Source organism: Roseospira goensis (assembly GCF_014197795.1).
GTDB lineage: Bacteria > Pseudomonadota > Alphaproteobacteria > Rhodospirillales > Rhodospirillaceae > Rhodospira > Rhodospira goensis.
This window is the reverse complement of sequence record NZ_JACIGI010000011.1, coordinates 57,362-71,106: the sequence shown is the minus strand read 5'-3', so window position 1 is coordinate 71,106 and position 13,745 is coordinate 57,362. Positions and strand designations below refer to the sequence as shown.

Genomic DNA, 13,745 nt, shown 5'->3' with positions numbered 1-13,745 from the left:
AGGATGAGCGAGCGTCTGATCGTCATCGACTGGGGCACGACCAGCTTCCGGGCCTGGCTGGTGGACCGGGTGAGTGGGCAGGTTATGGAGACCATCCCCGAGGGCCGCGGGTTGACGGCCATGGCCGGGCTGTCGTTCCCGGAGTACTGCGCCGCCCGCCTGGCGCCCTGGCGCGAATCGGGCCGGGGCGCGCCGCCGGTGCTGATGGCCGGCATGGTGGGCGCGCCGTCGGGCTGGCTGAAGGCCGGGCAACCCTCGGTGCCGGTCGGTGCGGTCGACCTGGCCGCGGGCGCGGTGGCCGCGGAGGGCCTGTCCAACGCCTGGATCCTGCCCGGCACGCACCGCCGCAACGCCTCTGGCGACGTCGACGTGATGCGCGGCGAGGAGGTGCAGATCCTGGGCGCGCTGGCGCTGCTGGACCGCCCGGGCGGGCGCTTCTGCCTGCCCGGAACCCACGCCAAGTGGGCGCGCGCCGAGGCGAACCGGGTGGTAGACTTCGCCACCTTCCTGACCGGCGAGATGCACGCCGTCCTCATGCGCCACACGATCCTGGGCCAGCCGGCGCAGTCGGGCGTCGCCTTCGACCCGGCCGCCTTCGACGCCGGGCTGACGCAGGCTGCGGGACCGGACGGGGTGCTCCATCATGTGTTCTCGGCGCGCGGTCGGCACCTCTACGGCACGCTGCCGGCAACCGGCATCGCCAGCTTCCTGTCGGGCGTGCTGATCGGGGCCGAGTTGGACGGTGCCCTGGCGCGCGATCCGTCGATTCGTGACGGGCCGGTGATCCTGGTCGGCGGGGCGGCGCTGCGGACGCCCTACGAGCGGGCGCTGGCGGCCCGCGGCCTCGACGGGGTGTGGGTGCCGGCCGACCGCGCCACCCTGGCCGGGGTGCAGGCGGTGGCGGCGCTGATGGAGGTGGGAGAGAGATGACCCTGGACCTGGTCTGCCTGGGCGAACCGTTGATCGAGTTCAACGAACAGCCCGACGGCCGCTACCTGCGCGGCTTCGGCGGCGACACCGCCAACGTCGCGGTGGCGGCGGCGCGCCAGGGCGCGCGCGTGGGCATGGTCACCCGCCTGGGCACCGACCCGTTCGGCGACGCGTTCCTGGACCTGTGGGCCACCGAGGGGGTGGACGCGCGCGGCGTCGTCCGCGATCCGACGGCGCCGACCGGCCTCTACTTCGTCAGCCACGGCCCGGACGGCCACCGGTTCAGCTACCGCCGCGCCGGCTCCGCCGCCAGCCGCCTGTCGCCCGCGACCCTGCCCGCGGACGTGATCCGGGAGGCCGGGATCCTGCACGTCTCCGGCATCAGCCTCGCGATCTCCGACAGCGCCGCCGACGCCGTGTTCGCCGCCATCGACCTCGCCCGCGCGGCCGGGGTGCGCGTCTCCTGCGACACCAATCTGCGCCTGGGCCTATGGCCGCTGGCGCGGGCAAGGGCGCTGATTCATGCCGCCATGGCGCTGTGCGATATCGCGCTGCCCGGCCTGGAGGATGCCGAGCACCTGACCGGCCTGTCCGACCCCGACGCCATCGTCGACGTCTACCTGGGCCTCGGAGCGTCCATCGTGGCGCTGACCATGGGCGCGGCCGGAACCCTGGTGGCGACACCCCAGGCGCGCACCCGGCTGCCCGTGCACCCGGTGACGCCCGTCGACGCCACCGGGGCGGGCGACACCTTCGATGGGGCCTTCCTCGCCGCGCTCGCGGCCGGCCGCGATCCGGTCGAGGCGGCGCGCACCGCCAATGTGGCGGCGGCGCTGTCGACCCAGGGCTATGGCGCGGTGGCGCCGATGCCGCACCGCGCCGCGGTCGAAGCCGCGCTGACCTGACGGACGGCCTCGACGCGGGGCGCCCGGCCTTCCTCGCCCAACGCCGACGCGTCCCGGTGCGTCGTCTCAATGCCGCTCCGCCGGTGCGGCCTCGGCCGCCGCCGCATCGCTCCCGGCCAGGTCCGCCAGGATCGGACAGTCCGGGCGCTCGTCGCCCTGGCAGCGGTCCACGAGGTGGCGCAGGGTCGCCCGCATCAGCTCCAGATCGGCGATCTTGCGGGTGATGCGGTCCAGATGCTCCTGGGCCACGGCCTGCACGTCGGCGCTGGCGCGGCTGCGGTCCTCGTACAGCCGCAGCAGCGAGCGGCAGTCCTCCAGGGTGAACCCGAGCGAGCGGGCGCGGGCCAGGAACGCCAGCTTGTGCAGGTCGGTGTCCGAGAAGGCCCGGTAGCCGTTGGAGTCCCGGGCCGGCCGCACCAGGCCGATCTCCTCGTAGTAGCGGATGGTCTTGGCCGGCAGGCTGCTGCGTTCGGCCACGGTGCCGATGTTCATGGCGGAGATCCTCCGGTCGGGGGTGGCGCGCCGCGGTGCGGCGCGTCAGCTTTCGAGAGCCTTGCGGCGCGTCTCGTACTCGTCGCGGTCGATGTCGCCGCGGGCGAACCGGGTGCGCAGCGCATCCAGCGCCTGGTCGCGCTCGCTGGGCCGGCCGCCGCCGGGGCCGCTGCCGCCGATCAGCCGGGCCACGAACACCGCCAGGGCGATGAACAGCAGCACCCAGATCACCATCATGAACGGGCCGCCGAACCAGCCGCCGCCCCATCCCATCATGCCGTCCATCATGCTGCCGTGGCCGTAGCCGCCGGTGCCGGTGCCGGTGTCGGCCGCCGCCAGCGGCGCGAGGGCGACGAGCGGCGCCGCAGTGGCCGTCGTGGTCAGGATCCTGCGGATCGGTGTCATTGGTCCTCTCCTTCTCGGATGTGGGGCGGCGCGGACCACGCGATCAAGCCCGCTCCGCACCCGCGTTCTCGGTGATGGCTCCGACGATGGGGCTTCCAGCAGGGGGAAGGTCAAGAGGCCGCGCATCGCGCCCAACGCGCCCTTGACCTTCCAGCACGGGGAACCCCCACCGTCGTGCTATACCGTCCCCAAGGGACTCCGGACGAGGAGGTCATCATGGCCCACGCCCCTTCCCATGCGGCCCGCGCGGCCGCCCCCGCAGACACGCCGGGCACGGCCACCGACCCCGTGTGCGGCATGTCGGTGGATACGACACGCGGCGCCCACACCGCTGTCTATCGCGGCGAGCGTTTCCACTTCTGCTCGGAGCGGTGTCGCACGCGGTTCGAGGCCGACCCCGACCGATATGTGGCGGACGAGTCGGGCGCGCCACCGCCCGCCGGCCCCCGCGACGAGGCGCCCGCCGACGCCATTTACACCTGCCCGATGCATCCCGAGATCGAACAGGTCGGCCCCGGCTCCTGCCCGCTGTGCGGCATGGCCCTGGAGCCCAAGGGGAGGCCGGCCGAGGACAGCGGTCCCAACCCGGAACTGGTGGATTTCCGCCGCCGCTTCGCCGTCGGCGCGGTGCTGACGGTGCCGCTGGTGGTCATCGCCATGGGGCCGTACATCGGCCTGCCCGTGCGCGAGTGGATCGGCCACCGCCTGGCGTTGTGGATCGAGCTGGTGCTGGCCACCCCCGTCATCCTGTGGTCCGGCTGGCCGTTCCTGGTGCGTGGCGCGGTTTCGTTCCGCACCCTCAAGCTCAACATGTTCAGCCTCATCGGCATGGGGGTAGCGGCCGCCTATGCCTTCAGTGTCGTGGCCGTGGTCGCGCCGGGCCTGTTCCCGGCCGGCTTCCGCAACGCCGACGGCACCGTCGGCGTCTACTTCGAAGCCGGCGCGGTGATCGTGGTCCTGGTGCTGCTGGGCCAGATCCTGGAACTGGCGGCGCGCGAACGCACCGGTTCGGCGATCCGCGCCCTGATGGGGCTGGCCGCCAAGACCGCGCGTATCGTGCGTCCCGACGGCCGCGAGGACGACATCCCGGTCGACGACGTGCAGACCGGCGACCGCCTGCGGGTGCGCCCGGGCGAGAAGATCCCGGTCGACGGCGTGGTGGTCGAGGGCCGCTCGGCGGTCGACGAGTCGATGATCTCCGGCGAGCCCATCCCGGTGGAGAAGGAGACCGGCGACGCGGTCACCGGCGCCACCCTGAACGGCAGCGGCAGCCTGATCATGGAAGCCACCCGGGTCGGCGCCGAGACCACGCTCAGCCGGATCGTCGAGATGGTCGCCGCCGCGCAGCGCTCGCGCGCCCCGATCCAGAAGGTGGCGGACGCCGTGGCCGGGCTGTTCGTGCCGGCGGTGATCGCCATCGCCGTGCTGTCGTTCATCGCCTGGTCGGTCTGGGGGCCGGCGCCGGCCTATGCCTACGCCCTGGTCTCCGCCATCGCCGTGCTCATCATCGCCTGCCCCTGCGCGCTCGGGCTGGCGACGCCGATGTCGATCATGACCGCCACCGGGCGCGGCGCCCAGGCCGGCGTCCTGGTCAAGGACGCCGAGGCCCTGGAGGGCTTCGCCAAGGTCGATACCCTGGTGGTCGACAAGACCGGCACCCTGACCGAGGGCAAGCCCCGGCTGGTCGCCGTGCTGCCGCGTGACGGCCACGACGAGGCCGAGGTGCTGCGGCTGGCGGCCAGCCTGGAGCGGGGCTCGGAACATCCGCTGGCCGAGGCCATCGTGAGCGGCGCCGAGGCGCGCGGCATCGCGCCCGCCGCGGCGTCGGACTTCGAAGCCCTGACCGGACGCGGCGTGCGCGGCGTGGTCGAGGGCCGGCGCGTGGCCCTGGGCAACGCCCGCCTGCTGGCCGAGTTGGGCCTGGAGGACGCGGAGACCCAGGCGATGGCCGACGACCGCCGCGACCGTGGCGAGACCGTCATGAGCGTGGTGTTGGACGGCGCCGTGGCCGGCCTGGTCAGCGTCGCCGACCCGGTCAAGGCGACCACGCCGGACGCCATCCGGGCGCTGCACCGGCTCGGCCTGTCGATCATCATGGCGACCGGCGACTCCGAGCGCACGGCGCGCGCGGTGGCCGGCCGGCTCGGCATCGACGACATCCGCGCCGGCGTGCTGCCGGAGGACAAGGCCGACCTGATCCGCGCCCTTCAGGCCGAGGGCCGCCGGGTGGCGATGGCCGGCGACGGCGTCAACGATGCCCCCGCCCTGGCCCAGGCCGACGTCGGCATCGCCATGGGCACCGGCGCCGACGTGGCGATCGAAAGTGCCGGCTTCACCCTGGTCAAGGGTGACCTGGACGGCATCGTGCGGGCGCGCCGGCTGGCCAAGGCCACCATGCGCAACATCCGTCAGAACCTGTTCTTCGCGATGGTCTACAACGCGGCCGGGGTGCCGGTGGCGGCCGGGGTGCTGTATCCGGTGTTCGGCATCCTGATCTCGCCGATCTTCGCGGCGGCGGCCATGAGCCTGTCGTCGGTGTCGGTCATCGGCAACGCGCTGCGACTGCGCACGGTCCGCATCGACGACCGGCGCCGCTCGGCCTGATGGGGCTCACCGCGCACCGGCCGGGCGGGTCGTCGCCCACCCGGCCGGTGACGCTCATCCGAACGCACCCGAGGGGTCTCACGCCGCCCACAGGGTCTCCATGGTGTACGGGCTGCCGGGCAGGAACCAGAAATTGCCGCTGACGTAGCGGGCGTCACGGTCGAGCGTGCCCAGCGCCGCCATGTCGTCGTCGGACAGCCGGACCTCGGTCGCCGCCAGGTTCTGCGCCAGCCGCTCCGGGGTCACCGACTTCGGGATCACCGCCGTGCCCCGGTGCAGCGCCCAGGCGATCAGCACCTGGGCCGGCGTCGCGCCGTGACGGGCGGCGATCTCGGCCACGGTCGGGTCGTCCAGCAGCGTCGGCTCGTTCTCCTGGCGCAGAACGGCCGGCCGGTCGCGCGAGCCCAGCGGCGAGTAGGCCGTCAGATGCACCCCGGCCTCCCGGCAGAAGGCCAGCATCTCGGGCTGCTGGAGGTACGGGTGCAGCTCGATCTGGTTCATCTCCGGCGTGATACGGGCGCTCTCCATCAGGGCCTTCAGGCGCGGCACGTTGAAGTTGCTGACCCCGATATGCCGCGTCAGACCGGCGTCCACCAGCGCCTCCATGGCGGCCCAGGTCTCGGACGGCGGCAGTTCGTCCGGCATGAACATCTCGTCGGTCGTCTGCGGCAGGGTCACACCCGGCTTGTGCGCGATCGGCCAGTGCATCAGGTACAGGTCCAGATACGACAGGCCCAGGTCGGCCAGGGTCTGCTCCAGGGCCGGGCGCACGTCCTCGGGCCGATGGGCATCGTTCCACAGCTTGGAGGTGATCCACACGTCCTCGCGCCGCAGGCCACCCTTGAAGGCCTCGGCCAGGGCCTGCCCGACCTCGGCCTCGTTGCCGTAGATGCGCGCGCAGTCGATGTGACGGTAGCCCAGCCGCAGGGCCTCGGTCACCGCGGCGCCGACGGCGCCGGGTTCGGCCTTCCAGGTGCCGAGGCCGAACTGGGGCATCGCATCGCCGTTGGCAAATGTCAGGGTCGTCATCTCGCCTCTCGATTGGTGAAGCAGGGGAAGCGGGCCGGCGGCGCGGACACGGACGGTCCGGCCGCGCGCCGGTCCCGGTCTGCCCCCCACGTAGGACCACGGTGCGGCCTTTGCCACCGTCGGGGGCTCCGTGGCGACGTCCCTCGCTTGCGTGCGCCGCAGCACCGGGTCATCCTGATGACCGGAGACGGGCGCGGTCGCCGCCCGTCGCGACTCACGCGAGGGCGGCATGCCCGGCGAGACCAGCGCAGGCGGACGCGACAGCCCCGCCTTCACCACCCGGGGGCTGACCAAGGTCTACGGCGAGGGGCCGGCCGCCGTGCACGCCCTGCGCGGTGTCGACCTGGAGATTCCCCGGGGGGAAATGGTCGTGCTGCTCGGCCCCTCGGGCAGCGGCAAGTCCACCCTGCTGAACATCATCGGCGGCCTGGATCGGCCGACGGCGGGCACCGCCCTGTTCCAGGGCCAGGACCTGACCGCGATGACGGACGCGCACCTGACGCGCTATCGCCGCGACCACGTCGGCTTCGTGTTCCAGTTCTACAACCTGATGCCCAGCCTGACGGCACACGAGAACGTCGAGCTGGTCACCGAGATCGCGCGTGACCCCATGGAGCCGGACGAGGCCCTGGCGCTGGTCGGCCTGCACGCACGCGCCGACCATTTCCCGGCCGAGCTGTCGGGCGGCGAACAGCAGCGCGTCGCCATCGCCCGCGCCGTCGCCAAGCGGCCCACGGTGCTGTTCTGCGACGAGCCCACCGGCGCCCTGGACAGCACCACCGGCCGGGCCGTGCTGGGGGTGCTGCGCGACGTCAACGAGACCCTGGGCGCGACCGTGCTGATCGTCACCCACGCCGCCGCGACCGCCGGGCTCGCCGACCAGGTGGTCCACTTCGCCGACGGCCGCATCCGGGCGGTGGAGACCAACGCGACCAAGCTGTCGCCCGACGACATCGCCTGGTGACCGCATGCGCCCGCTGGACCGGAAACTGCTGCGCGACCTGTGGCGCATCAAGGGCCAGGCCATCGCCATCGGCGCGGTCATCGCCGTGGGCGTGCTGCTGCTGGTGATGATGACCGGGCTGGTCACCTCGCTCGACGAGACGCGGCGCACCTACTACGAGCGCTATCGCCTGGCCGACGTGTTCGCGCCGCTGACCCGGGCGCCCGACCGGGTGATGACCGAGTTGGCCGCGATTCCCGGCGTCGCCGCCGCCGAGGGCCGGGTCGCCGGTGGTGCCCTCATCGACCTGCCCGGCGCGGATCTGCCGTTGCAGGCGCAGGCGGTCTCGCTGCCCGACTTCGGCGCCCCACGGGTCAACGACGTCTACCTGACCGACGGCCGCCGCCTGGACCCCGATCGGGCCGACGAGATCCTGCTGCTGACCAGCTTCGCGCGCGCCCAGGGCCTGCGCCCCGGTGACACCCTGTCGGCCACCATGAAGGGGGCACGGCGCACCTTCCGGGTGGTGGGGCTGGCGCAGTCGCCGGAGTTCCTCTACACCACCCCGCCGGGCGAGCTGGCGCCGGACGACGCCCGCTTCGGCGTGATCTGGATGAGCCGCACGGCGCTCGCCGCCGCCTACGACATGGAGGGCGCGTTCAACGAGGCGCTCTTGTCGCTGGGGCCGCGCGCCAACGCCGCGGCGGTGCGGGCCGCCGTCGACCGCCTGCTTGCGCCCTATGGCGGCCAGGGCGCCTACGGCCTGGAGGATCACGTCTCCAACCGCTTCGTCAGCGAGGAGATCGCCGGGCTGCGCACCACCACCACCGTGGTGCCGCCGATCTTCCTGGCGGTGGCGGCCTTTTTGCTGACCATCGTGATCTCGCGCATGGTGCAGGCCGAGCGTGAACAGATCGGCCTCCTCAAGGCGTTCGGCTACAGCAACCTCGCCGTGACCGTGCACTACTTCAAGATGATCCTGGCCATCGCCACCGCCGGCGCGCTGGCGGGCTGCCTGCTGGGGGTCGCCGCCGGGCGGTCGATGGTGGAGTTCTATCTCACGTTCTTCAAGTTCCCCTTCCTGGTGTTCCAGACCGACCCGGCCGCCTTTGTCCTGGGCGTTCTGGTCAGCGTGCTGGCCGCCTCGGCCGGCGGGCTGGTCGTGCTGCGCGGCGTGTTCGCGCTCACCCCCGCGACCGCCATGCGCCCGCCCACCCCGCCGAACTACGCGCGCGCCGGCCGCATCGCCGCCGGGCTCGGCGCCTGGCTCGACCAGCCGAGCCGCATGGTGCTGCGCCGCATCACGCGCCAGCCGGGCCGCATGGCCGGGGCGGTGGTCGGCATCGCCGCGGGGCTGGCGCTGTGCGCCGGCCTGCTGTCGATCCTGGACAGCTTCAACCGCGTGATGGACATCACCTTCGACCTTGCCGACCGCAGCGACGTGACCGTCACCTTCGTCGAGGCCCAGGGCGACAAGACCATCCTGGAGTTGCAGCGCCTCCCGGGTGTGATCGCGGTGGAGCCGATGCGGGTGGTGCCGGCGGTGCTGCGGCACGGCCTGAACACCTACCGGGGCGCGGTGCACGGCCTGGTCGGGGCGCCGCGCCTGAACCGCGCCCTGGACCAGGACAGCCGCCCCATCCGGTTGCGCGAGGAGGGCGTGATCCTGGCCGTGGCGCTGGCCGACATTCTGGAGATCGCGCCCGGCGACGCCCTGACCGTCGACGTGCGCGAGGGCCGCCAGCCGCTGCTCGACCTGCCCGTGATCGGCATCGCCGAGACGCTGGTGGGCGCGCCGGCCTACATGGAGATCGGGGCGCTCAACCGCGCGCTGCGGGAGCCGCACCGCGTTTCCGGCGCGGTGCTGCGCATCGACACCGCCTCCGGCCCCGCGATCTACCGCACGCTGAAGGACATGCCGGCGGTGGCCGGGGTCAGCCTGAAGGCCCAGGCCCGCGACGCCGTGCAAAGCCTGATCGACAGCGGCGCCGGCGCCCAGCGCTTCGTCATGGCGGGGCTGGCCTTCGTCATCACCTTCGGCGTGGTCTACAACGCCGCCCGCATCGCCCAGGCCGAACGCACCCGCGACATCGCCAGCCTGCGGGTGCTCGGCTTCACCCGCGGCGAGGCGGCCTTCGTGCTGCTCGGCGAACTGGCGGTGGTGACCCTGGCCGCGCTGCCGCTGGGGCTGGCGCTGGGCGCCCTGCTGGCGACCGGCCTGGCCGAGGGCTTCAGCACCGACCTGTACCAGATCCCCGCCCTGTACAGCGCCCGGGCCTGCGGTGTCGCCGTGCTGGCGGTGCTGACGGCGGCGCTGGCCTCCGGTTGGCTGGTCAAGCGCGACCTCGACCGCGTCGACCTCGTCTCCGCCCTGAAGACCCGGGAGTGACCCCGATGGCCCGCAAACGGTCCCGCCATCTCCTCACCGTCGCCGCCGTCGGGCTGGTGGCCGCCGGGCTGGCCGTGGCGTTCTGGCCGCGCGCGCTGCGGGTGGACATCGGCACCGTGACGGTCGAGCCCATGGTCGTGACCATCGACGAGGAGGGCCGCACCCGGGTGCACGACGCCTACGTGGTCTCGACGCCGGTCGCGGGCCGGTTGCTGCGGGTGGAGGTGGAGCCCGGCGACCGCGTCGCCCGGGGCGAGACGGTGGTGGCGCAGATGCTGCCCAGCAACCCGTCGGCGCTGGACGTGCGCACCCGCGAGCAGGCCCGGGCGGCGGTGACGGCGGCCGAGGCGGCGGTCCGGTTGGCCCAGGCCGAATTGAACCGCGCCGTCGCGGACAAGGACCTGGCCGACACCGAACTGGCCCGCACCCGGCGCCTGCAGGCCAGCGGGACCGTCAGCCAGGCGGTGCTGGATCGCGCCCTGCGCACGGCGCGCGCCACCGACGCCGCCCTCGCCACCGCCGAGGCCGCCATCGCCATGCGTCAGGCCGAGCTGGAGACGGCCCGCGCCCAACTCATCGAGTTCGATACCGGGGGCCACGCCCCGGCCCTCGCCCCCGCCGGCGGTCCCCCCGGCGCCGCCGCCGCCGGCCGCGCCCCCATCCCGGTGCGGGCGCCCACCGACGGCCAGGTGCTGCGGGTGATCCAGCAAAGCGAGACCACCCTGGCGGCCGGCACCCCGATCCTGGAGATCGGCAATATCGACCACGACCTGGAGGTGCTGGTGGAACTGCTGTCCACCGACGCCGTCCAGGTCGCGCCGGGCGACCGGGTGATGATCGAGGCCTGGGGCGGTCCCGGCACCCTGGACGCTGTGGTCGAGCGGGTGGACCCCTGGGGCTTCACCAAGTATTCCGCGCTCGGCGTCGAGGAGCAGCGGGTCAACACCGTGATCCGCTTTTCCGGTCCGCGCACGGACCAGGCGCGGCTCGGCCACGGCTACCGCGTCGAGGCCCGCATCGTGGTGTGGGAGGACGCGGCCGCGCTGGTCGTCCCCGCCAGCGCCCTGTTCCGCGACGGCGAGCGTTGGGCGGTGTTCATGGTGGCGGACGGCCGGGCGCGGCTGCGCGCGGTGGAGGTCGGGCGCAACAACGGGGTCCAGGCCCAGGTTCTCGACGGCCTGGCGGACGGCGATCGGGTGATCCTCTATCCCGCCGCCGGGCTCGCCGACGGCCTGGCGGTCGCCCAGCGCGCGGTGGAGTGAGCCCGCGCGGGACCGAGACACACGGGGATCTCGCGCCCCCGCTCCCGCGGGGGCGTCGCGCCTGGTCCCACGCGGGAGCGTGGGACCGAGAGGGAAATGGTCCCACGCGGGAGCGCGGGACCGAGACACACGGAGGTCTTGCGCCCCCGCTCCCGCGGGGGCGTCGCGCCGGGTCCCACGCGGGAGCGTGGGACCGAGACACACGGGGATCTTGCGCCCCCGCTCCTGCGGGGGCGTCGCGCCGGGTCCCACGCGGGAGCGTGGGACCGAGAAAGAGATGGTCCCACGCGGGAGCGTGGGACCGAGAAGGAGATGGTCCCACGCGGGAGCGTGGGACCGAGAAGGAGATGGTCCCACGCGGGAGCGTGGGACCGAGACACACGGGGATCTCGCGCCCCCGCTCCCGCGGGGGCGCCGCGCCGGGTCCCACGCGGGAGCGTGGGACCGAGAAGGAGATGGTCCCACGCGGGAGCGCGGGACCGAGACACACGGGGATCTCGCGCCCCCGCTCCCGCGGGGGCGTCGCGCCGGGTCCCACGCGGGAGCGTGGGACCGAGAGGAAAATGGTCCTACGCCGGAGCGTCGGACCGAGACACACGGGGATCTTGCGCCCCCGCTCCCGCGGGGGCGCCGGCCAGGATGCCTACCGCCCCTCGCGCCACCAGGCCCAGCCGAGCCCGCCCAGCATGGCCAGCAGCGCCAGCCACGCCGGCATCAGCGGCGTCTGGTCGACCCCGGCGACACTGAAGGCCCGGTTGTCGCGCAGCCCGATCCAGCCCGGCCCGTGGGTCGCCTGCGCCCCCAGCACGCGCCGCACCGCCGGCGTGCCGTCCTCGGCCAGCCAGTGCACGCCGCCGCCGCTGGCCTCGGCCAGGGCGCGCAGGAGGTCGGCGGTGGCGCTGACCTCGCTGGTCTCGCGCGGGTTGGGTGTGCCGACCACCGCCACGGTGGTCAGGGTGCCGTCGTCGATGGTGTAGACCCCGGGACGGTCGGCCGCCAGGGTCGCCACCGCGCGCCCGTCGCCCTGGTCCGTCAGCGCCAGCGCCCGGCGGTCGCCCAGCGGATCGGTGACCGTCACGGTCTCTGGCATGGTCTCCGGATCCAGGCCGCGCCGGGTCACCGTCAGGCCGGCGCCGGTCATGCGGGCGCGCAAGGCGTCCTCCTCCAGCTCCGGCTCCTTCATCAGCCAGTGCGCGAGGCGGCGCAGCAGTTCCGCCTGCGGCCCGCCGCCCGCGTAGCCCTTGGCCCACAGCCAGGCGGTATCGCTGAGCAGCAGCCCGACACGCCCCTCGCCGCTGCGCGCCAGGTGCAGCACCGGCCGGCCGCCCGGACCGGTCAGCAGGGTGCGCCCGCCGGTGGGCCGGACCTCGATCAGGCGCGCCCACGGCCCCCAGTCCGGCGTCCCGTCGGGGCCGCCCTCCAACCCGGGCAGGCCGGCGGTGACCGGGTGGCGGCGGCCGTCGGTCGTCGGCAGTGGACGGAACGGCTGCTCGACCACGGCGCGGGTCAGGGTGATGGGCAGCACATCGGCCAGCGCGCTGTCGTACAGGCTGATCGGGTCGGTGAACTCCGGTCCGGCCGCCAGCAGCAGGGCGCCGCCCGCGCGCACGTAGTCGGCGACGTTGGCGAGGTAGCCCAGCGGCACCAGCCCGCGCCGGCTGTAGCGGTCGAACACCACCAGGTCGAAGTTCTCAAGCTGTTCCTCGAACAGCTCGCGGATCGGAAAGGCGATCAGCGCCAATTCGCGCAGCGGCGTCGAATCGTCCTTGTGCGGCGGGCGCAGGATGGTGAAGTGCACCAGGTCGACGTTGGCGTCGGCCTTCAGCAGGTTGCGCCACACGCGCTCGCCCACGTGCGGCTCGCCCGAGATCAGCAGCACCCGCAGCCGGTCACGCACGCCGTTGACCGTCAGGGCGGCGCCGTTGTTGGCCGTCGTCAGGTCCCCCGGCACCGCCTCGGCGGTCAGCTCGAACACGTTGTCGCCGGCATGCTCCACCGGCAGCGTCACAGTCTCCGCCCGGTTGGCCGGCACCACCACGTCGCCGGCGGGGCGGCCGTCGCGCGTCACCGCCAGCGGCACCGGCGTGCCCGGTGCCAGGCCCGGGTCCTCCAGCCGCACGGTCGCGGTCAGGGTGCGGCCCACCAGGCCGTAGGCCGGCGCCGCCTCCACCACCAGGCGCCGGTCGCGCTCGTCGCGGGCACCGGTGAGCAGGACGTGCAGCGGGGTGCCCAGGGCGGCGGCGCCGACGGCCTCGGCATCGTGCACCCGCCCGTCGGTGAGCGCGATCACGCCGGCGCGGCGGCCGGGCGGCACGTCGGCAAGGGCGCGCTGGACCGCCTCCATCAGCCGGGTGCCACGGTCGGCGCCGCCATCGGGCACCGGCACCACGCGGACGTCGAGCGTCGGCTGGGTGGCGAGGGCGCGGTTCAGGGCGTCGAGGGCCGCGGCGGTCTGGGCCGGACGGTCGCCGAGGCCGTTGGAGAAGCTCTCGTCCACCGCGATGACGGCGACGTCATCCAGGGGCGTGCGCCGCTCCGTCAGGCCCTGGGGGTTGGCCAGCGCGATCAGGAGCGCCACCCCGGGCACCAGCCGGACCCAGGCGCCGCGCGCGCGCCGCCACAGCGACACGGCCGCCAGGGCGGCCATGATCCCGGCCAGCACGGCCAGCAGCCACACCGGGACCAGCGGCGCCAGGGCGATGTCGGTCAGGACGGTCATGCGAGGCTCCCGGCCGGATCGTGGGAGGGCAGCGGCGCAGGGGCCGTGTGCGCCGGGCATACCCCCG

The 13,745-nt window shown here is 73.9% G+C and carries 10 protein-coding genes; 6 read left to right on the top strand and 4 right to left on the bottom strand.

Features of this window, described 5'->3' with window-relative positions:
* The first annotated feature begins 3 nt into the window (after positions 1-3).
* The gene (locus tag GGD88_RS08410; RefSeq protein WP_184434100.1) at positions 4-930 is read left to right on the top strand and encodes a 2-dehydro-3-deoxygalactonokinase; all 927 of its coding nucleotides are present in this window, start codon (positions 4-6) and stop codon (positions 928-930) included.
* Positions 927-1,835, top strand: a complete 909-nt coding sequence (locus GGD88_RS08405; protein ID WP_184434097.1) for a sugar kinase — start codon at positions 927-929, stop codon at positions 1,833-1,835. Before GGD88_RS08410 ends, GGD88_RS08405 begins: the two co-directional genes overlap by 4 nt.
* 66 nt (positions 1,836-1,901) lie before the next feature.
* Here the strand turns inward: GGD88_RS08405 and cueR are convergent, their stop codons facing one another.
* Together cueR and GGD88_RS08395 are read right to left on the bottom strand one after the other, a co-directional pair.
* On the bottom strand, positions 1,902-2,327 hold the full coding sequence (gene cueR, locus GGD88_RS08400) for a Cu(I)-responsive transcriptional regulator (RefSeq protein ID WP_184434094.1): 426 nt from the start codon (positions 2,325-2,327) through the stop codon (positions 1,902-1,904).
* A gap of 45 nt (positions 2,328-2,372) precedes the next feature.
* The gene (locus tag GGD88_RS08395) at positions 2,373-2,732 is read right to left on the bottom strand and encodes an SHOCT domain-containing protein (RefSeq protein WP_184434091.1); all 360 of its coding nucleotides are present in this window, start codon (positions 2,730-2,732) and stop codon (positions 2,373-2,375) included.
* Positions 2,733-2,948: 216 nt separating this feature from the next.
* Here GGD88_RS08395 and GGD88_RS08390 point away from each other — a divergent pair, with 216 nt between their 5' ends.
* The gene (locus GGD88_RS08390) at positions 2,949-5,336 is read left to right on the top strand and encodes a heavy metal translocating P-type ATPase (RefSeq protein WP_184434088.1); all 2,388 of its coding nucleotides are present in this window, start codon (positions 2,949-2,951) and stop codon (positions 5,334-5,336) included.
* 78 nt (positions 5,337-5,414) lie between these two features.
* Here GGD88_RS08390 and GGD88_RS08385 read toward each other — a convergent pair whose 3' ends face one another.
* Positions 5,415-6,365 (bottom strand): aldo/keto reductase, encoded by a 951-nt coding sequence (locus tag GGD88_RS08385; RefSeq protein ID WP_184434085.1) that lies wholly within the window; start codon positions 6,363-6,365, stop codon positions 5,415-5,417.
* Between the two features lie 229 nt (positions 6,366-6,594).
* Between GGD88_RS08385 and GGD88_RS08380 the strand changes: the two genes are divergently transcribed.
* The 3 genes from GGD88_RS08380 to GGD88_RS19135 are packed head-to-tail and all read left to right on the top strand — an operon-like array spanning position 6,595 to position 10,959.
* Positions 6,595-7,329: an ABC transporter ATP-binding protein gene (locus GGD88_RS08380; protein WP_184434083.1), complete on the top strand. Its 735-nt coding sequence runs from the start codon at positions 6,595-6,597 to the stop codon at positions 7,327-7,329.
* A 4-nt stretch (positions 7,330-7,333) separates the two neighbouring features.
* Positions 7,334-9,697, top strand: a complete 2,364-nt coding sequence (locus GGD88_RS08375; RefSeq protein WP_184434080.1) for an ABC transporter permease — start codon at positions 7,334-7,336, stop codon at positions 9,695-9,697.
* Between the two features lie 5 nt (positions 9,698-9,702).
* Positions 9,703-10,959 carry an efflux RND transporter periplasmic adaptor subunit gene (locus GGD88_RS19135; RefSeq protein ID WP_184434077.1) on the top strand — a complete coding sequence of 419 codons (1,257 nt, stop codon included), beginning with the start codon at positions 9,703-9,705 and terminating at the stop codon, positions 10,957-10,959.
* Between the two features lie 643 nt (positions 10,960-11,602).
* Here the strand turns inward: GGD88_RS19135 and GGD88_RS08365 are convergent.
* A complete protein-coding gene (locus GGD88_RS08365) occupies positions 11,603-13,678 on the bottom strand; it encodes a hypothetical protein (protein ID WP_184434074.1) in 2,076 nt (691 codons plus the stop codon).
* Between the last annotated feature and the right edge of the window lie 67 nt (positions 13,679-13,745).